Origin of the sequence: Amycolatopsis sp. WAC 04169 (genome assembly GCF_003947535.1) — a bacterium.
Classification (GTDB): Bacteria; Actinomycetota; Actinomycetes; order Mycobacteriales; family Pseudonocardiaceae; genus Amycolatopsis; species Amycolatopsis keratiniphila.
In genome coordinates this window covers 337,625-355,340 of the sequence record NZ_QHJI01000004.1, presented here as the reverse complement: position 1 = coordinate 355,340, position 17,716 = coordinate 337,625, and the positions used below count along the sequence as shown (strand labels likewise).

20 protein-coding genes are annotated in these 17,716 nt (G+C 69.3%); 7 read left to right on the top strand and 13 right to left on the bottom strand.

From position 1 onward, the window contains the following. Positions 1-345 precede the first annotated feature (345 nt). From DMC61_RS10975 to DMC61_RS10940, 8 genes are all read right to left on the bottom strand, one after another. Positions 346-1,269 carry an ACP S-malonyltransferase gene (locus DMC61_RS10975; RefSeq protein WP_125688951.1) on the bottom strand — a complete coding sequence of 308 codons (924 nt, stop codon included), beginning with the start codon at positions 1,267-1,269 and terminating at the stop codon, positions 346-348. 4 nt (positions 1,270-1,273) lie between these two features. After that, the gene (locus DMC61_RS10970; RefSeq protein WP_125688949.1) at positions 1,274-2,704 is read right to left on the bottom strand and encodes a class I adenylate-forming enzyme family protein; all 1,431 of its coding nucleotides are present in this window, start codon (positions 2,702-2,704) and stop codon (positions 1,274-1,276) included. Positions 2,705-2,720: 16 nt separating this feature from the next. Next, positions 2,721-2,930, bottom strand: a complete 210-nt coding sequence (locus tag DMC61_RS10965; RefSeq protein WP_125688947.1) for a DUF5988 family protein — start codon at positions 2,928-2,930, stop codon at positions 2,721-2,723. 13 nt (positions 2,931-2,943) lie between these two features. Continuing rightward, positions 2,944-3,708: a thioesterase II family protein gene (locus DMC61_RS10960; RefSeq protein ID WP_125688945.1), complete on the bottom strand. Its 765-nt coding sequence runs from the start codon at positions 3,706-3,708 to the stop codon at positions 2,944-2,946. Positions 3,709-3,807: 99 nt separating this feature from the next. Next, positions 3,808-4,404 carry a dihydrofolate reductase family protein gene (locus tag DMC61_RS10955; protein ID WP_125688943.1) on the bottom strand — a complete coding sequence of 199 codons (597 nt, stop codon included), beginning with the start codon at positions 4,402-4,404 and terminating at the stop codon, positions 3,808-3,810. 64 nt (positions 4,405-4,468) lie between these two features. Continuing rightward, positions 4,469-5,290: a helix-turn-helix domain-containing protein gene (locus tag DMC61_RS10950; RefSeq protein ID WP_125689416.1), complete on the bottom strand. Its 822-nt coding sequence runs from the start codon at positions 5,288-5,290 to the stop codon at positions 4,469-4,471. Between the two features lie 57 nt (positions 5,291-5,347). Next, positions 5,348-6,166 carry a hydrolase gene (locus DMC61_RS10945; protein ID WP_125688941.1) on the bottom strand — a complete coding sequence of 273 codons (819 nt, stop codon included), beginning with the start codon at positions 6,164-6,166 and terminating at the stop codon, positions 5,348-5,350. A gap of 33 nt (positions 6,167-6,199) precedes the next feature. Then, positions 6,200-6,841, bottom strand: coding sequence for a LysE family translocator (locus tag DMC61_RS10940; protein ID WP_125688939.1), 642 nt, complete (start codon positions 6,839-6,841; stop codon positions 6,200-6,202). 69 nt (positions 6,842-6,910) lie between these two features. Here DMC61_RS10940 and DMC61_RS10935 point away from each other — a divergent pair, with 69 nt between their 5' ends. Then, the gene (locus DMC61_RS10935) at positions 6,911-7,975 is read left to right on the top strand and encodes an LLM class flavin-dependent oxidoreductase (RefSeq protein ID WP_125688937.1); all 1,065 of its coding nucleotides are present in this window, start codon (positions 6,911-6,913) and stop codon (positions 7,973-7,975) included. Here the strand turns inward: DMC61_RS10935 and DMC61_RS10930 are convergent. Beyond that, positions 7,944-8,480, bottom strand: coding sequence for a hypothetical protein (locus DMC61_RS10930; RefSeq protein ID WP_125688935.1), 537 nt, complete (start codon positions 8,478-8,480; stop codon positions 7,944-7,946). The genes DMC61_RS10935 and DMC61_RS10930 overlap by 32 nt on opposite strands. 368 nt (positions 8,481-8,848) lie before the next feature. On the opposite strand from DMC61_RS10930, the gene DMC61_RS41130 reads away from it, so the two are divergent. The 3 genes from DMC61_RS41130 (at position 8,849) to DMC61_RS10925 (ending at position 10,004) form a co-directional block, all read left to right on the top strand. Beyond that, on the top strand, positions 8,849-8,989 hold the full coding sequence (locus DMC61_RS41130; RefSeq protein WP_158634082.1) for a hypothetical protein: 141 nt from the start codon (positions 8,849-8,851) through the stop codon (positions 8,987-8,989). 175 nt (positions 8,990-9,164) lie between these two features. Next, positions 9,165-9,332, top strand: coding sequence for a hypothetical protein (locus DMC61_RS41125; protein WP_158634081.1), 168 nt, complete (start codon positions 9,165-9,167; stop codon positions 9,330-9,332). A gap of 27 nt (positions 9,333-9,359) precedes the next feature. Then, complete coding sequence (locus DMC61_RS10925; RefSeq protein ID WP_233594765.1) at positions 9,360-10,004, top strand: hypothetical protein; 645 nt, start codon at positions 9,360-9,362, stop codon at positions 10,002-10,004. Between the two features lie 84 nt (positions 10,005-10,088). Here DMC61_RS10925 and DMC61_RS10920 read toward each other — a convergent pair whose 3' ends face one another. Next, complete coding sequence (locus tag DMC61_RS10920) at positions 10,089-11,057, bottom strand: nuclear transport factor 2 family protein (protein WP_125688933.1); 969 nt, start codon at positions 11,055-11,057, stop codon at positions 10,089-10,091. A 105-nt stretch (positions 11,058-11,162) separates the two neighbouring features. Between DMC61_RS10920 and DMC61_RS10915 the strand changes: the two genes are divergently transcribed. The 3 genes from DMC61_RS10915 (at position 11,163) to DMC61_RS10905 (ending at position 14,649) form a co-directional block, all read left to right on the top strand. After that, a complete protein-coding gene (locus DMC61_RS10915) occupies positions 11,163-12,125 on the top strand; it encodes a GlxA family transcriptional regulator (RefSeq protein WP_125689414.1) in 963 nt (320 codons plus the stop codon). Between the two features lie 18 nt (positions 12,126-12,143). Then, positions 12,144-12,887 carry a DJ-1/PfpI family protein gene (locus DMC61_RS10910; RefSeq protein WP_125688931.1) on the top strand — a complete coding sequence of 248 codons (744 nt, stop codon included), beginning with the start codon at positions 12,144-12,146 and terminating at the stop codon, positions 12,885-12,887. A 130-nt stretch (positions 12,888-13,017) separates the two neighbouring features. Further along, complete coding sequence (locus DMC61_RS10905) at positions 13,018-14,649, top strand: cytosine permease (protein WP_125688929.1); 1,632 nt, start codon at positions 13,018-13,020, stop codon at positions 14,647-14,649. A gap of 8 nt (positions 14,650-14,657) precedes the next feature. Here the strand turns inward: DMC61_RS10905 and DMC61_RS10900 are convergent, their stop codons facing one another. The 3 genes from DMC61_RS10900 to DMC61_RS10890 are packed head-to-tail and all read right to left on the bottom strand — an operon-like array spanning position 14,658 to position 17,715. After that, complete coding sequence (locus tag DMC61_RS10900) at positions 14,658-15,998, bottom strand: ABC transporter ATP-binding protein (protein WP_125688927.1); 1,341 nt, start codon at positions 15,996-15,998, stop codon at positions 14,658-14,660. After that, on the bottom strand, positions 15,995-16,780 hold the full coding sequence (locus DMC61_RS10895) for an ABC transporter permease (protein WP_125688925.1): 786 nt from the start codon (positions 16,778-16,780) through the stop codon (positions 15,995-15,997). Before DMC61_RS10895 ends, DMC61_RS10900 begins: the two co-directional genes overlap by 4 nt. Beyond that, positions 16,774-17,715: an ABC transporter permease gene (locus tag DMC61_RS10890; protein WP_125688923.1), complete on the bottom strand. Its 942-nt coding sequence runs from the start codon at positions 17,713-17,715 to the stop codon at positions 16,774-16,776. Before DMC61_RS10890 ends, DMC61_RS10895 begins: the two co-directional genes overlap by 7 nt. Position 17,716 lies beyond the last annotated feature (1 nt).

The following is a 17,716-nucleotide window of genomic DNA, read 5'->3' as shown; positions in this document are numbered from 1 at the left end:
TGGAGGATTTGGGACGTTCAACGTCCCAAATCCTCCACGACCAGTATCGTGGGCACCGACTACTTCCACGGCAATTCGCCGACGTCGTATGTGAACCACAGTCTCAAAGGCCTGTTCGAGGATAACTGAGGGTTCACCGGCGACATCGAAGTCGGCGCCATCGTCTGCAACCCCGTGGTGAGGACCGGTGCGAGAGTGTGCCGTGGAGCTTGATCAACGGAGGATCGGGGACACTCAACGTCCCGGATCCTCCGTTGATCAAGCTGCCCCGGCCTCAGCCCGAAACGCCGAGTGGGGAGGATTCCGGACACTCAACGTCCGAAACCCTCCCCACTCAACAAAACCTCAGACGCGGCTCCGCGGCTTCAAAGCCATCCCCGGCGTCACCGTCCGCACCTCGAAATTCGCCACCGTGCTGTCCACCCGGTGGAAGAGATTGTCCGGCCCGGCGAAGCACAACGAGGTCACCCCCTGCTCCCCCAAGGTCGCGACCATCGACGGCCAGTCGATCGGCCGGTCGAAGGTGTCGAGCAGCATCCGGCGCACCCCCGCCGCCGAGTCCAGGAGCGCACCGTCCTGATCCGCGACCACCGGAAGTTCGGGATCGCGGAGAGTGAAGCCGGACAGCACTTCCTCCTCGGCCCGCCGGCGCAACCCACCGAAGAACGTGGAGTGCACGGGCGGGCGCATGGTGTGCATCGAGTAGCCGCCGATCGCCCGGACCCGTGCCTTCACCCGCTCCAAGTCCTTCTCCCGCAGCGAAAGCAGGTAGAAGCCCTTGTCGATGACGCCCGAAACGTCGTGGAACTCGTCCTTCAGCTCGGCCAGGACCTCGGCGAAACCCTCTTCCGGAGTCCGGACGAAACAGTGGGTCACGACGTCGGAATAGTCGCTTTCGAAGTACGACACCTCGCACCGCGAGAGCTCCGCGGTGAGCCGGACGGTCTCCTCGAACGGCAGCACGCCCGTGTACGCGGTCAGTGCCTTCTGACCGAAACTGGGCCCGGCGCATAGCTCGGGTTTCACCCCGAGGGCATCTTCGGCCCACTCCGCGAGGGAAAGACACGTCAGCATGAAGACGACCTGCGCGGCCTCGTCGTACACATCGCCGTCTTCGCGGGCGGGGCCGAGCAGGCGACGGCCGAGGACGTCCTCGGCCGTGGCGAGCCGTTCCCGTGCCTTCCGGTTGATCATCAGGAACCGGCTCACGTCCCCGCTTCTCGTGGGGGCCATACCCGGGAAGACCAGGGCGGTGCGTTCGTCGGTCACGTTCTCAGCCGGCTTTCGGCGATGTGGTCGATTCGGTCAGTGCCAGTTCCGTCATCCGCTTCTTGTCGGGTTTTCCGTTGCGGTTCAACGGAAAACTTTCGACGACCCGGATGCGGTCCGGTCGCTCGAACTCCGGCAGCACCTCGGCGATACGCGTACGCCAGTGCCTGCCGTCGTGGCCGAGCGGATCTTCGACGAAGAACGCCAGCTGGCAGCCACGCCGTTCGTCCGGCAGCGCGATGATCTTGACCGGGCACAGCGCTTCGGTGACCTTGTGCTCGATGATCTCCGGATAGAGCGTGTGTCCCTTGCGGTGCACGGCGAACTTGCGGCCCACCACGAACAGGTTCTCGTTCTCGTCCAGGTAGCCGAAGTCGCCGGTGTGCCGCCAGCCCTGCTCCGCCGGCTCCAGGGAGCCGTCCGCGGCGAGGTAGCCCGCCATCATGTCGGGGCAGTGCATCACGATCTCGCCGGTCTGCCCGGCGGGCAGCGGATTGCCTTCGTCGTCGAGGATCCGCAGTTCGTGCCCGGGGAGCGCGCGGCCGCAGCCGACCGGGTTCTCCGGCGTCGCGAACGCGAGATTGCCCAGTTCCGTGCTGCCGTAGCTGTCCAGCAACGGCAGGCCGAACCAGGCGACGTAGTCTTCGCTGAGAGTCGAGCCCAGGGGAGCGGCGCCACTGCAGAACATCCGCACCCCAGCCAGATCGAGGCCGTAGCGGGGATTGCGCTTCACGATGTTGAGGATGCTCTGGTAGGTCGACGGCGTGCCGTCGGTCACGGTCACCCCGCACTGGCCCGCCATCCGCAGCGCGCGGTCGATCCGCCGGTACGGCGCAACCACGAGCGAACAGCGCACCAGCCACGCGATCAGCACCATCGACAGGCCGTACTGATGGGAGAAGGGCAGCATCGGCATCAGCACGTCGCCCGAGTGGTGGCCGACCTGGTCGGCGTTGCGCTGGAGGTTCTTCAGGAACCGCCCGCCGTTCTTGACCACGCCCTTGGGCACTCCGGTCGACCCGGACGAGTACATGATCAGCCCGTCCGGCAGCTCGCACCACGGGCCCACCCGCAGCTCCGGATCGCGGGTGGCCTGTGACGCCCCGGCGACGAGCAATTCGTAGAGCAGGGTGTGCGGGCCGTCGGTGACCAACGGCGCGTCCTCGTCGACCAGGCTGATCTTGACCCCGGCCTGGTTGCAGACCCGCTGGGTCTCGGCGGCGTTCTCCTGCTGGTCGACGAGGACGATGCTCGCACCGACATGCATCAGGGCCAGCAGCGTGGTCACGTAGGCGGCCGAATTCCCGGCCTTCAGCATCACCCTGGTCGAGGGTGTCACGCCGCGCTCCCGGAGGGACTCCGCCACCCCCAGCGCGCTGTGTTCGAGCTCGTCGAACGTCTGCAAGGAATCGAGGGCGAAGAGTCTCGCGGACATGGGATTCCCCTTTCTCTCACTCGGCGATCTTGGTGCGGCCAGACCACCGGAAGACGGCGACGACCTCATGACCGTCCTCTTGGAACTCACCGGCGTGGGAAAAGTGCTCGTAGCCTCCGTCGACGCAGATCTTCACGTCCTGGGTGAGGTCTTCGACCTTCTGGTAGGACTCCAGATCCGCCGACCGCGCGCGGGATCCCGTGGGATCGATTCTGATGTGCACCACGGAAGGGCTCCTTTCACTGGGTGATATGGAGGTCGGACGGCCGCAAGGCGTCCGAGATGGCCCGGATCACGGCCGGGGCGTGGGTGTTCAGATAGAAATGCCCGCCGGGATACGTGGTCAGGGTGAACCGCCCGGACGTGTGCGCGGCCCAGTCGCGGACCTCGCCGACGGTCGCTTTCGGGTCGTTTTCGCCGAGATGGGCGTGAATCGGGGCCTGCAACAGAGGTCCCGGCGTGTATCGATAGGTCTCCGCGGCGGTGTAGTCCGTCCGGATCGAGGGCAGCACCATTTCCAGGATCGCTTCGTCCTCGAAGACCTGGGCGTCGGTGCCGCCGAGTTCCTTCACCGCGGCGACGAGTCCCGCGTCGTCGCGCCGGTGGACCGTCTCGTCGCGAGCGCGGCTGGGCGCCACGCGGCCGGAGACGAACAACGCGTGCGGTCGCACATCAGCGGCTTCGAGCCGGCGGGCGACCTCGAAGCCGAGGGACGCGCCCATGCTGTGTCCGAAAAGGACGGTCGGCCGGTCCAGCCACGGCAGCAGCGCCTCGGTGACACCGTCGGCGAGTTCGGCGATGGTGGCGAGCCCCGGTTCGTGACGCCGGTCCTGGCGTCCGGGGTACTGGATCGCGAGTACGTCGGCAGCGGGGCTCAACGTCCGCGAGACCGGGAAGAAATAGCTCGCGGAACCCCCGGCGTGCGGGAAACAGACGACGCGGTAGGGCGCGTCGTCCGCTGGATGGAACCTGCGTACCCAGAGTCCCTCGTCGTTGTCCGCCACCCGGCCACCTCCTGCGTCGGCGACGGGCGGATCGCCCGTCCCACCGAGCGTGCGGGCGGCCGGTCCGGGCGGACAACCCCTACCGACCCGGCGTGGCCCCTATCGCGCCTCGTGGTCGCGGCGCACCCGGTAGCTCAGGTGAAGCACCCGGTTGCCCTGAATCGCCACGTCAGGGTCCTCCAGCAGGTGCTGTGCGCGGACCGACCCGAAGAAGCGCCTGCCGGAGCCGAAGACGACGGGTACGACGTCCATGCGCACCTCGTCGACCAGGCCCGCGGCGAGCGCCTGGCCACCGACGTCGCCGGCCGCGATCTCGACGACACGGTCGCCCGCGAGCTCCCGCGCCTTGGCGACGGCCGCCTCGACGCCGTCGACGAAGTGGAAGGGCGCGCCGGGGTCCCAGCCTTCGGGGGCGGGCCGGTGCGTCACGACGATCACGTGGTCGATCCCGCTCGGAGGCTTCCCGTCCCAGCCGTCCGTCAGGTCGAAGACCCGGCGACCGGCGATCGTCACGCCGATCCGGTCCCAGTACGGCCGCGTGTGGTCGTAGGACGTGCGCGACACCTTGAGCACACCGCTGTCGTCCAACGGGACGTCGCCACTGGTCAACCAGTCGAACAGCGGTCCCGGCTGGTCGTCCTCGTCGGCGATGAAACCGTCGACCGACACCGAGCTGTACATGACCACCTTGCCCACGGGCCCTCCTCTGCTTCGAGGGTGCCGAAACTAGCCTGCCGCGGGCCGCCGCGCTTGTAAGAAATCAATCGGCGGGGAGTGGCCAGCCGTCCAGCACGTGGCCGGGATGTTCGAGCAGGAACCGCCGCCTGACTTCGAGGTACCGGGTCGGCGTGAGCCCGGTGAACGCCCGGAACTCGTGGCCGAAGTGGGCTTGGTCGAAGTAGCCGGCGTGACTGGCGACCTCGCCCCAGTCGATCGGCCCGGTGGGGTCGATGCCGAACACGGTGGCGGTGAAGCGGTGGGTGCGGGCCAGCCGTTTCGGCGTGACGCCGACGAGTTCCTTGAACCGCTGTGCCAGATGGGTGCCGCTGACCCCGGCCGCCGCGCTCAGGTCGCCGATCGCCGCGGTTCCCCCGGTCGCCGCGATGACGCCGCTCGTATGGCGGACCAGCTCCAGGCCGGAGGTCTCGCGCAGCCGTCGTATCAGCTCCTCCTCCAGCAGCGCCAGCATCTCGTGCGGGCCGGGCGCCGAGGCCAGCCGGTCTCGCAGCCCGGCGACGGCGGGCCGTCCCCAAACCTGCTCCAGCGTCACCGGCCGGTCGCACAGTTCGGCCGCGGGCATCGCCAGGAACGACGACGGCCCCCACGGCTTGAAGTGCACGCCGACGGACGTGGTCCGGTGTGGGTAGCCGAACTCGTACGCACGGGTGGGCATGGTGATCACGCAGCCGTCGGCGTACGCGGCCGTCTCGATATCGGCGCCGGCGCGGATGCGAAACGGGTCACCGAGGTTGACGATGAGCAACGCCGACGGCGACGGAGGCAGCGTCAGCCGGGCGTACGGCGGCGCTCCCTCCAGGTAGTAGAGGTCGTCGATCAGCCCGTCCAGCGGCGGACGCGGCACTCGGGACACGTACTCCACGCGTACAGCATCGCCGACGTCCGCCGGGATCGCATTCGTTCAGCCGAGATGGTCGTTCGCCCCGCTGACCCACGCGACGTAGCGCTCGGCCGAGCGCCGCACGGCGGCCTTCGCATCGGCCTGCAGAGTGGCGCCTGTCAGCGCGTAGAGCCGGTCGAACTCGTAGGGCTCCAGCCTGCCCACGAGCCGCTCGACCAGGCCGGCCGAGAGCGGGATCTGGTTGGGATAACTGCGCATGAAGGTCACCCAGCCCGCGGCGGCCACCGGCACGATGGTGTCGCCGACGAGCAGCGAGCCGCCGTTCGCGGCGACGTGGGCGACCGCCGCACCGGGGAAGTGGCCGCCCGCTTCGACGAGCGTGACGCCGGGCAGGATCTCTTCGGAGCCGTGCCATTCGCGGATCACCGAATCCTCCCGCCGCACCCACTCCCGGTCGGCGGAATGCACGAGGACCGGAACGTTCCCGAGGTGATGGCTCAGGCTCACCTGCGAGCCGTACATATGCGGATGGCTCGCCACGATCGCCGCCGCCCCGCCGAGTTCGGTGATCTTGTCGAGCAGGGGCTCGTCGAGGGCGTTCGGCGGGTCCCACAGCAGATTGCCTTGATCCGTCTGGACGACGTAGGTCCATTGGCCGATCGAGAACTCCGGCTCGCGGTGCAGGCGGTGGAGGCCCGGCTCCGGCTGCTCGTGGATCAGCTTGTGCGGGTCCGCGGCGAGCTCTTCCGCGGTGGTCCAGGACTGGCCGGAGGCGCGGACGTACTGGCGTTCGTCCGCGCAGATCCGGCAGATCCCGGCCGGAGGTGCGGCGGTGTCGGGGTGCTCGACGCCGCAGGTCCCACAGATCCAGATCGTCATGCGTCCAGCATGGAATCTCCAGTTCGCTGGAGGTCAAGACTCCTTGCGGCCGCTGACGGCCAAGCCGACGCCGAGCCCGACCATGGTGAGCCCGGCCGCTCCGCCGACCAGGTCCAGGCGCCGTGCCGAGCGGGCGAACCAGGACCGGACCGCTCCCGCCGCCACACCCCAGACAGAGTCCATCGCCAGGGCGATGACGGCGAACACCGCGCCGAGGATCACCATCTGAAGGCCGGCCTGTCCGGCGGCGGGGTCGACGAACTGGGGCAGGATCGCGGCGAAGAACACCACCGCCTTCGGGTTCGTCACGCCGACGATGAAGCCCTGCAGCAGCGTGCGCCCGCCGCTGATCGGGGCCGCTTGCGCCTCGAAAGCCTCCCGTAGCGCCCGGCGGTGCCGGATCGCCTGGACGCCGAGGTAGATCAGGTACGCGGCACCGGCGAACTTGATCACGGTGTAGATCACGGCGGAGGCCTGGATGATGGCGCCGACCCCGATGGCGACGGCCGTGGCGGCGACGAAGCTGCCGAGCGCCCCGCCGATCACGGTCATCAGCGCGGTCCGGCGGCCGTAGGCCAGGGCACGGCTGATCGCGAACAGCACGGCGGGGCCCGGGATGAGGATCAGGACGAACGACGCGAGCGCGAAAGCGGCGAGGCGATCAGGCGAGGGCATGAGGCCACGGTAACCGATTCGGGGACGATCTCTGGCAAGCTCGGATTCACGGGTGGAAGGGGGCGTCCTGTGCGGACCGGAATCGTGGTCGCGGCTCATCCGGGTGTGGCGGAGTTGGCCGTGCGGGCCGAGGAACTCGGGTTCAGCAGCTTCTGGGTGTACGACACGCCGATGGTCCACGGTGATCCGTTCGTGGTGCTGAGCTCGTGTGCGCGGGTGACCAGCCGCATCAAGCTCGGTATCGGGGTGACGTCACCGGCGTTGCGGTCGGCGCTGGCCGCGGCGAGCGGGTTCGCCAGCCTCAACGCGCTGGCGCCGGGCCGGATCGTCTGCGGTGTCGGCACGGGGAACACCGCCCGGCGCACCCTGGGCATGCCGCCGGCCACGACGGCCGAGCTGGAGGCTTTCACCGCCGCGCTCCAAGGGCTCTGCGCCGGGCACCCGGTCGAGTACCGCGAGGGCGGCAGGGTGCGCGACGTCCGGTTCCTGCATGCCGGGCAGGCGGTGAACACCGCCGACCCGATCGAATTCGTGGTGGCCGCGCTGGGACCGAAAGCCGCCGCGATCGCCGGCCGCCGCGATGCCGGCCTCGTCTCTTTCGGACTTCTCGATCCGGCGGCCTGGCGGGCCTTGCACGCGGCTCGCGGAGGCACACCCCGGGCCGGCTCGTACCTGATGACCGCGCTGCACGTCCTCGATGACGGCGCCGACCCCTACGGCGACCCGGCCCGGGACGCGGTGGGCCACGTCGTGTTGTCGTTGCTGGCCTTCGCCGCTGACACCCCTTCGGTCGCCGGTGGGCTCGGGGCCGAGGAACGCGACGCCGTGCGCCGCCTGCTCGACCGGCGTGGCACCACGGCCACCGCGCCGGACCGGTACACCAAGCTCTACCCCGGCTACCTCGAACGCATCGCACCGGCGGACCGGGACCTGATCACGCCGTCGCTGATGGACACCCTGACCCTGGTCGGGACCCCGGACGACCTCCGCTTCCGCATGGCCGCATTGGCCGAAGCCGGGGTCGGTGAGATCGTGATCCAGCCGGTGGTCGACCCGTCGGCGGAGATGGCCGTGATCGCCGGATTGATCAACGGCGCCCCTGTTACTTGGCCAGAATCTGGCCGACCGCTTTGAGAACGTCGTCGAATTCTGACGAGACCGATCTCGCGTTTTGCGCGAAGGTCGACGGTTTCAGCGTCGGCAACGGCCGTCGACCTTCGCGCCAGGCCTTGAGCTGCCGCTCGTCCTCCGCGAGCTTGAGGTCTGCGGCACAAGTGGCCCCGCCGGTGAGCAAGCCAAGGGAATCGATCCACTTCTCCGTGTCGTACCGTGCCGCCGCGGTGTAGTCGGCGATTCGTGTGCTGGCTTCGAGACAACTTCGCACGGCGTTCTTGTACTTGTCGTTCTTGACCAACTCGGGAAGGTTTTCACCGGCGGCCGAGAACGTTTTCCCCAGCATGTCGAACGTCGCCCACTGGTGTTGAAGTACGACGTCGATCTGGAGCGTCACCTGTGCCGGAGGCAAGGGAACGGTCAACGCGGTGCCGGGTTCGAGCGGCGTTCCGTATAACAGCTTCTTCGCTCTCCACAGGCGGAAGAGTTGCACGTCCGTGGGTACGCCGCCGTGTCGATCGGCCATGACGTTCGGGGTCGTCCGCACCAGCCAGACGACCTTGGTGCCGTTGCCGACGAAGATCGCGGTTCCGCGTGCGTTGGTGCACATGACCAGCTGGGACAAGTCCCGCGGCCGCCCTTCGATCATCGACAACGGAACTCGGCTTCCGGTCGTGGCATCGGGGCACCCGGGGTCGACGGCTTGCCCGGTTTCGTCGTCGCAACCCGCGGTGGTCCAAGTGATCGCCAGGGCGACCACGAAAGAGGCCGTTCGTGAGCACCGTCGCCGCATCACTGCCCCCTTCGTGGGAGAACCTTGCATGCAGGTCGTCGCGTTTGGGGGAGCCGTTACATGAAGGCGGATCAGGTCGGCGTCCGGGTGATCGCGATCAAATGGCTGCTCCGGGATATCCGGCCGGGATCGATCTGGGCGACATGACGCTGCCCTTGCCCTCAGCGGCCGAAGTGCTCCTTCGCGAGCCCGATGCCGAGCTGGTGGAGCTGCGGGTCTGTTCGGTTCCAGGGGGCTCGTAATCTTCCGTCTCAAGGCGGCAGAGAAGATCGAGCGGAAGAACTCTGGGGTTTTGAGCGGGCTTGTGGGGCGATCGTTGCCGGGAAACGGCAACCGTTCGGACGGCGGCGGTCGTGCGTGGTCGGCTCTCCGGTTCGCTCCGCCCAGTCCGTTGCCGGGAAATGGCGACGTGTTCGCGTGGCTCGGCTTCGAGAGGTGATTCCCGGACGGTTGCCGGAAAACGGCGACGGGATCAGGCAGGGCATCGGCCGAGAGCTGGGAAAGCCGGTTCTCATGACGCAAGAAGACGGAAGCCCGGTCCACCCGGAGCACGACCGGGTCGTGCTGCTGGCCGAACCGCTGTGAGCGGGTGACATCGCCTACCTTGCGGACGTGGATATTCAGGTGCACGAGGGTGCGTTGGTACTGACGGAAACCACCGAGGGGACGGACCGGCGTGCGTTCGGGGAGTTCGTCGGGCCGCGGGGCGAGCTGGCCTCGTACGCGTTCGGCTGGACCACCGGCGCGGATCCGCACGCCGCTTGCCTGTCGGTCGGGATCGGCGCGGGCAATCCCGGCGGCGGGACCTTCCACGCCGTCATCTTCCCGCACGAGGACGGACATGCGTTCTCGTTGACCGGTGACCCGTTCGAACGGGTACCGCAGGGCGGTCCGGACCTGACCGCGGACGAGGCACGTGCCCACGGGGACCTGCCGTTCGTCTGGGCGGTCGCCGACGAGGTCATGCGACGCGATCGGCGGGCGTGGTGGATGCGGCACTGGCTTCTGGGCACCCTGTGCGTCCAGACCGTTGAGGTATTCGAGCGCCGCGAGCCGATTCTGCTTGTGCAGCACGACGCCGACGACGGGATGTGGCAACTCGTCGGTGCTTCCGACGCGGACGGCGGCACCGGCAAGGTCGGGCACCTGCACCACGCCATCGACGAAGACCCGACCCTGATCGACGTCCTCGACCTGCCGCCGGGCGGCAGCGTGACACGAACCGGCGCCGGAAGCCCTTGGACCGGCCGCGCTTGAGGTCGAGGAGGCGTTGGAATCCACCGGCGCGGGCAGTGGCATGGGGCGTTGCCAGTGACCGCGCCGGCCGACCATCTCTGACAGCTAGCCGAAGATCCGGGCCCGCAGTTCTTTCACCGTCTGGACCGAAGCGATCAGGTCCAAAGTGTCGAAATGCAGCGACCAGGCCGTGCCGGTCGGCGTCTTCACCGTCCGCTCGACCAGGCTGAAGGAGATCGTGCGCGGGTCGGCGCCGCCCAGTGCCACCGCGGTGCCGATCCACTCCCGGTATTCGGTGCCGTCCGCGGACACGGTGGCGCGCTGCTCCAGCGCGACGTCGCGGACGGCGCCGAACAACCGGTCCAGGTATTCGGTCATCGCCCGGCGGCCGGAGATCGGCTCGGTCAGGCCGGGACCCAGCAGGGTCGCCGTGCCGTCCACCCCGGCGACCAGGATCCCCGCCGCTTCCCGGTTCCATGCCAGTTGCCGGATCCGCGGCGGCAAGGGGATCGCCGGGATCGGGTCGGTCGCCGACGTGGTGATCCCTGCGAAGAGGTTCCGCAGCGGGTTCGCCGGATCCTCGACCGGGCGGAACATGTTGACCTGGTCCCAGAACCGCCTGCCTTCCTGCACCCGGGACGGATCCTTGCCCGCGGCGGGATCGCCGAGGACGAGCCGGTGCATCGTCCTGAAGGAGACCGGTTTCCCCTTGACGGTCCCGGTGTTCAGCGCCTCGATGAACACGACCCTCCCGTCGGGGTCGGAGGCGACGGTCTCCGGTACGAAGACGTAGTCCGGGACCAATCTCAGCACGCCTTCGATCTGGCTTCTGATGCCCGCCCAATCCCGCGGCGTTTCGAGCCCGCTGTCCCACAAGCGCGCCGTCCCGTCTTGGACGAACAGGTTCATGTACGCGTCGACATCCTGGGCGTTCCTTCCCCAGGCGCGGTAGGCGTCCATGAACCGCTCCACGTTCGCGGGCCGGTCGAGGGAGCCGGCGTTCGCAGGAGCCGCGAGAACGACAAAGGACAGAACGGCCGCAGCGAGGGCGGGCAAGAGTCGTGAAACCTTCATGGCCAAAGGATCATCGAGACGGGGCACCCTGTCGATTACGTCCGAGGTAAGCGGGCAGCCGGGTAGATTCTCCGTGTGGGGGTCGAAAAGGAAGCGGTGCGCCGGGTGGTGATCGTCGCGTTCGACGACGCGCAGATCCTGGACGTGGCCTGTCCCAGCGGAGCACTGGAGATCTCGAACTCGCACGGCGCCGCGCCACCGTATGTCGTCGAGCTGGCGACGGTTCAGGGGCGGACGACACGGAGTTCGTCGGGGATCATGCTCGCGGGCGCCCGGCGGCTCGCCGAGGTGTCCGGGCGGGTGGACACGGTGATCGTGGTCGGCGGCGCGGTAACGGGCGCGGCCGCGGCGGACGAGCGCCTGCTGACCCAGGTGCGGCGGCTGGCCGGGCGGAGCAGGCGGATCGCCTCGGTGTGCACGGGCGCCTTCGTGCTGGCGGCCGCCGGGCTGCTCGACGACCGGCGGGCCACGACGCATTGGGGATACGGCGAATTGCTCGCCGCCACGTTCCCCGCGGTGACGGTCGATTCGGCTCCGCTCTACATCCGCGACGGCAACGTGTTCACCTCGGCCGGGGTCATCAGCGCGCTGGATCTCACGCTCGCCCTGATCGAGGACGACTGCGGTCCGACGCTGGCCCGCGAGGTCGCCCGCGAGCTGGTGACCTATCTGCACCGCCCGGGGGACCAGGCCCAGATCAGCACGTTCCTGGCCGTCCCGCCGCCGGGCAACCGGGTCGTGCGCGACCTCTTGGGGTACATCGCCGCGCATCTCGCCGAAGACCTGAGCCCGTCGGCGCTGGCGGCCCGCGCCGGGGTCACCACGCGGCACCTCAACCGGCTGTTCACCGCGCAGCTGGGCAGCACCCCGGCCCGGACCGTGCGGACGGCGCGGACCGAAGCCGCCGCCCAGCTGGTGCGGTCCACCGCGTTGCCGCTGGCCGCGGTCGCGCGGCGATGCGGATTCGCCTCGTCGGAGACCTTGCGGACGGCTTTTCGCCAGTACTACGGGATCACCGGGGACACACTTCGCAGGATGAAGGACATGCCCCGCCCGATCGGCGCCTGAGCTCCCCAGAATCGCGGCATGGACAGTGCGAAGACCACACGCAGGACGGTATTGGCCGGAGTCGCGGCGGCCGCAGCCTTCGGCCTCGGCACCGGCACGGCTCAGGCGGAGACCCAAGGACCGAAGATCGGCATCCTGCTCTACGACGGGTTCAGCCTGCTGGATCCGACGGGGCCGGCCGAGGTGTTGTCCCGGCTGCCCGGCGCCACGGTGACGATGATCGCCCAGGAACGGGGCCCGGTGCGCACGGACACCGGTGACGTCGCGGTGCTGGCGGAACGCTCGGTGGCCGAGGTGCACCGCCTGGACGTGTTGCTGGTTCCGGGCGCGGGCAACCGCGGCACGGTCGCCGCCATGGAGAACCCGGTCCTGCTCGACTGGATCCGCCGCATCCATCGGCACACGACCTGGACCACGTCGGTGTGCACGGGATCCTTGATCCTCGGCGCGGCCGGGCTGCTCCGCGAGCGGGCCACCACGTACTGGGCTTCGGCGGACTATCTGGAGAAGACCTTCGGCGTCCGTTACGTGCCCGAGCGCTACGTTCAGGTCGGCAAGGTCGTCACCGCGGCGGGAGTGTCCGCCGGGATCGACCTCGCTTTCCATCTCGCGTCCCTTTTGGCCGGTGAGGAGATCGCCCGCGGTATCCAGCTCGCCGTCGAATACGACCCGCGGCCGCCGTTCGACTCGGGCAACGCCGCGACGGCGAGCCCGGAACTCAAAGCGCTCGCGCTGAAACTGCTCGCCGAGTCGCAGATCTGAGTTTGTTAACGGCCGCGCCGAAATCCGGCAACACACGGAAACCCGGCCGTCACAACCGGGCGGGCGGTCGGAAACGAGGCGTTCGTAGCTTCGGGCTTCCGTCCCCGGCGCTCTGGAGGAGACCTCGGCCATGACCATCGAAGAATCGGAGACCCGTGCCGCGCCCGTCGGCCTCGGCGCGACGAAGGAAACCCTCGAGGACTACACCCTCCGATTCGCGCCGAGGACGTACCGTCGCTGGACACCGGCGGTGGTCGGCGCTTCCGCCTTGGGCGGGATCGCCTACATGGCGGACTTCTCGATCGGCGCCGGCATCGGCCTGACCCACGGCACGGGCAACGCGCTGCTGGCGATCGCCCTGGCGGCGGTGATCATCTTCGTGACCGGGTTCCCGCTGGCCTACTACGCCGCGCGATACAACATCGACCTCGACCTGATCACCCGCGGTTCCGGTTTCGGCTACTACGGTTCGGTGCTCACCAGCGTCATCTTCGCCAGCTTCACCTTCATCTTCTTCGCGCTCGAAGGCTCGATCATGGCGCAGGGCCTGAAGTACGCGATATCGCTGCCCTTGTGGCTCGGCTACCTCGTGTCCACCCTGGTCATCATCCCGCTGGTCGTCTACGGCATGAAGGTACTGGCGAAGCTGCAGAGCTGGACGAATCCGTTGTGGCTGCTGCTGATGGTGGCCCCGCTGGTGTTCCTGGTCGTGAAGGATCCCGGTTCGGTCCAGCGGTGGCTGTCCTACGAGGGGGAGGGCGGCGCCGGGCTGAGCACGGCCGCGATCATGCTCGGTGCCGGAGTGTGTCTTTCGCTCATGGGGCAGATCGGCGAGCAGGTCGACTACCTGCGTTTCATGCCGCCGCGCACGGCGGAGAACCGGCGCGCCTGGTGGACCTCGATGGTGCTGGCCGGGCCGGGATGGGTGTTCTTCGGCGCGATCAAGCAGGCGATCGGCGTGTTCATGGCGATCTACATCCTCGACGCGGTCGGGAAGGCGGCGGCCGTCGAGCCGATCGAGCAGTTCACCGGGGTGTTCACCGAAGTCATGCCGTCGTGGCTGGTGGTACCGCTGGCACTGGTCCTGGTGGTGCTCAGCCAGGTCAAGATCAACGTCACCAACGCCTATTCCGGCTCGCTGGCGTGGACGAACTCCTTCACCCGGATCACGAAACGCTATCCGGGCAGGCTGGTGTTCGTGCTGGTGAACCTGGCCATCGCGCTGATCCTGATGGAGGCGGACATGTTCAGCTTCCTCAACGGCATCTTGAGTTTCTACTCGAACTGCGCGATGGCGTGGGTGGTCACCGTCGCCACCGACATCGCGATCAACAAGTTCGTGCTCGGGCTCTCGCCGAAACAGCCGGAGTTCCGGCGCGGCATGCTGTTCGCGGTCAACCCGGTCGGTGTCGTCGCGTTCCTGGGTTCCTCGCTCCTGTCCATCTCCGTCTACTTCGGACTCTTCGGCGACGGGCCCCGGCCGTATTCGCCGTTGGTCGCGGTGGTGGTCGCGATCGTGCTGACCCCGCTGATGGCGGTCCTCACCCGAGGGCGCTTCTACCTGCGCCGCACCGATGACGGCCTCACCGAACCGATCCTGGACGAAGACGGCAATCCGAGCGGCACCCACTACGACTGCGAGGTCTGCGGAGAGGCCTACGAGCGTCCCGACGTGGCCGCGTCCGCGACCGGCGGCACGATCTGCTCGTTGTGCCTGAGCACGGATCGCGAAGGACGCCACATCCTTCCCGCCCAGCCGTGATCGAAGGCTCAGACCAGACGTCCACCGGCCATGGTGAACGTGCCGTCGACGAACGGCGCGGCCGCGGTGTCGTGACTGATCACGAGCAGCGCGATGCCGTGCCGGAGTGCCGTCGCGGTCACGAATTCCCACAGCCGGGCGCGGTTGGCCGCGTCGAGGGCGGACGTCGGCTCGTCGCAGACGAGGACCCTGGGACGGGCCAGGAGCGCGCGGGCCACGGCACAGCGCTGGAGCTGGCCGCCGGAGAGCAGGCCGGGCCGGCGGTCGGCCGGGTCGACGCCGAGGGCGTCCAGGATCTCCGTCGCTTCGAGCCGGGCTTCTTCGCGACCGAGTCCGCGAAGAAGCCGGGCGGTGTCGGCCACTTGGTCGAGCACCCCGCGGAACTCGTCGAAGGACGCGCGGCTGTCCTGGTGGACGTACTGGACAGCCCGCAGTTGCGCGCGATCGCGGCGACGGGCGAGGCGGGGGAGCCGCACGCCGTCGACCTCGATCGTGCCCGCGGTCGGCGGGGTCAACCCGGCGAGTGCGCGGCCGAGCGTCGTCTTGCCCGCTCCCGAGACGCCGGTGAGCATGGTGCGGCTGCCCGCCGCCAGCTCCAGATCGAGGTCCTCGATGAGCGGCGTCCGCCCGGCGCGCACCGTGAGCCCGCGAACGACGAGTACCGGCGACGTCGGCGAGGCGGGCGCGGGTTCGTCGAGGCGTGCGTGGTCGGGGACGGCCTCACACGGCAGCAGCCGGTGGTCGCGGAGTTCGGCGACGTCGCCGTCCAGGGCACGCGCCAGCGTGAGGTCGTGGGTCAGGACCAGCAACGCCGTGCCGGAGCGGGAAAGCTCCATGAGCCTGGCGGTGAGCACGGCCCGGTTCGCCTCGTCGAGACCACTGGTCGGCTCGTCGAGCACGAGCAGGCGGGGCCGGGTCACGAGGGTGGTGGCCAGCGCCATCCGCTGCTGCTGCCCACCGGACAGCTGATGCGGGAACCGGCGCCACAGTTCCGGCTCCAGTCCCGCCTCCGCCAGGGCGGTGCGGGCCGCCGCCAGCCGCGCGGCGCGGCCACGGTGGTGCAGCGCGGCGAGTTCGGCCAGCACCGGTCCGCAGCGGCGGACCGGGTCCAGCACCGCCGACGGCTGCTGCGGTAGATGGCCGACGACCCCGGCCGTCCGGACCGAACCGGACAGCGTGATCCCCGGACGCGCCCGTCCGGTCGCGGCGAGGCCCAGGGTGGTCTTGCCCGCACCCGACGCGCCGAGCACGACGAGGACGCCTCCCGGTTCGAGGGACACGGAGACGTCGTCGAGCAGAACGGTTTCCCCGGCGTGGGCGGACAGCCCGGTGATCTCCAGAACGGTCATGCGATCACCCGCCGGGCGGCGAGCAGCCGGTCGGTGACGAGGTTCGTGCCGACGCACAACGCCATCAGCAGCGCGGCGGGCACGAGGACCACCGCGGGCGCGGTGTAGAGGGCTTCGCTGTTGCGTTCGATGACCACGGCCCAGTCCGGGGAGTCGGCGGGCAGGCCGAGGCCGAGGAAGTTCGCCGACGCCAGCAGGTAGAGCACCACGCCGAGCCTGGTGCCGGCGTCGGTCGCGACCGGCCCGGTGACGTGCCGGGCGACGTATCCGAGCTGGATGCGCCACCACGATCTTCCTTGCAGGGTCAGGGCTTCCACGGCGGTACGGCAGCCGGGCGCCAGCGCCGCGGCGCGCACCACGCGGGTGATCGCCGGTACCTGGAGGACGGCCACGGCCGGGATGAGCACGCCGGGCCCGCGGTGCCCGGTCGCGGCGAGCACCATGAGCACCAGCAGCGACGGGAAGGCCAGCACGAGATCGAGGGAACGCATCACGGTTTCGTCGGCCCGCCGTCCGCGCCCGGCCGCGACGAGCCCGAGCGGAACCCCGATCAGGTAGGCGAGCAGGAGCGCGGCGACGGTCATGCCGATCACGGGCAACCCGCCCGCGAGGATCACCGTGAGCGCGTCGCGGCCGAGGACGTCGGTGCCGAGCGGATGCGCGGCGTCCGGCGCCTGCCAGGGCGCGCCGACCGACACGACGGGACCCGCGAGCACCGGCCCGGCCACCGCGAGCAGGAGCGGTATCGCGAGCAGAGACCACCCGAGCGCCCGGCTCACCACGTGACCAGCTCCCGGCGCGGGGTCAGCCGGTGCGCGACCAGATCGGCGGCGAGATTCCCGAGCACGACCACGCCGGCGAACACCAGCACGTAGCCCTGCACCTGCGGAATGTCCCGGTTTTGCACGGCCTCGACGAAACCCGTGCCGAGCCCGGTGATCGCGAACAGGGATTCGACGATCACCGTGCCGGTCAGCAGCCCTTCGACGGCGCGGGCGAGCTGCTGCACGGCGGGAGCCGCGGCGGCGGGCAGGAGGTGCCGCAGCACCAGGGTGCGTTCGGGCAGCCCGAGCAGGCGCAGATGCTCCGCCACCGGCCCCCGGGTCTGCTCGGCGATCCCGATCCGCAGCTGCCGGGCGACGTCGCACAGCTGCCGGGCGACCAGCACGATCACCGGCATCACCAGCACCTCGGGACGCGCGGTCGGGTCCGTTCCGGCCGCGGTGGCCGGAAGCAGTCCGGTGTGCACGGCGAAACCCGCGACCAGCAGCAGCCCGAGGACGAACTCGGGGATCGAATGCAGGAACAGCGTGACCGCCGTGAGCACGCGGTCGATCCGCGATCCTTCGCGCAGCCCGCAGACCACCCCGACGACGAGCGCGAGCGGTACGAGCACGAGCAGCGTCACCCCGGCGAGCACCGCGGTGGCGGCGAAGCGGCGGACGATCTCGTCGGCCACCGGGGCGCCGGTCACGAGCGACCGGCCGAGATCGCCGGTGACCAGCCCCGAAAGCCAGTTCCCGAACCGGTCGAGGAGCGGCTGATCGAGCCCGAGCTGATGGCGGACGGTCGCCACCTGCTCGTCGGTGGCCTGTTCGCCGAGTACGACCGAGGCCGCGTCGCCGGGCAGCAACGCGGTCACGGCGAACGTCGCGACCAGCACGAACAGCGCCTGCACCCCAGCGAAACCCAGCCGTCGGACGGCGTGCCCCCGCACG

Bases quoted from the DNA above. Each gene is read 5' to 3' on its own strand.
- DMC61_RS41130 (WP_158634082.1), top strand. From the start codon at position 8,849: ATGGCTGCTCCGGGATATCCGGCCGGGATCGATCTGGGCGACATGACG.
- DMC61_RS10970 (WP_125688949.1), bottom strand. From the start codon at position 2,704: ATGTCCGCGAGACTCTTCGCCCTCGATTCCTTGCAGACGTTCGACGAG.
- DMC61_RS10920 (WP_125688933.1), bottom strand. From the start codon at position 11,057: ATGAAGGTTTCACGACTCTTGCCCGCCCTCGCTGCGGCCGTTCTGTCC.
- DMC61_RS10910 (WP_125688931.1), top strand. From the start codon at position 12,144: ATGGACAGTGCGAAGACCACACGCAGGACGGTATTGGCCGGAGTCGCG.
- DMC61_RS10940 (WP_125688939.1), bottom strand. From the start codon at position 6,841: ATGCCCTCGCCTGATCGCCTCGCCGCTTTCGCGCTCGCGTCGTTCGTC.
- DMC61_RS10905 (WP_125688929.1), top strand. From the start codon at position 13,018: ATGACCATCGAAGAATCGGAGACCCGTGCCGCGCCCGTCGGCCTCGGC.
- DMC61_RS10945 (WP_125688941.1), bottom strand. From the start codon at position 6,166: ATGACGATCTGGATCTGTGGGACCTGCGGCGTCGAGCACCCCGACACC.
- DMC61_RS10900 (WP_125688927.1), bottom strand. From the start codon at position 15,998: ATGACCGTTCTGGAGATCACCGGGCTGTCCGCCCACGCCGGGGAAACC.
- DMC61_RS10930 (WP_125688935.1), bottom strand. From the start codon at position 8,480: ATGGCCGATCGACACGGCGGCGTACCCACGGACGTGCAACTCTTCCGC.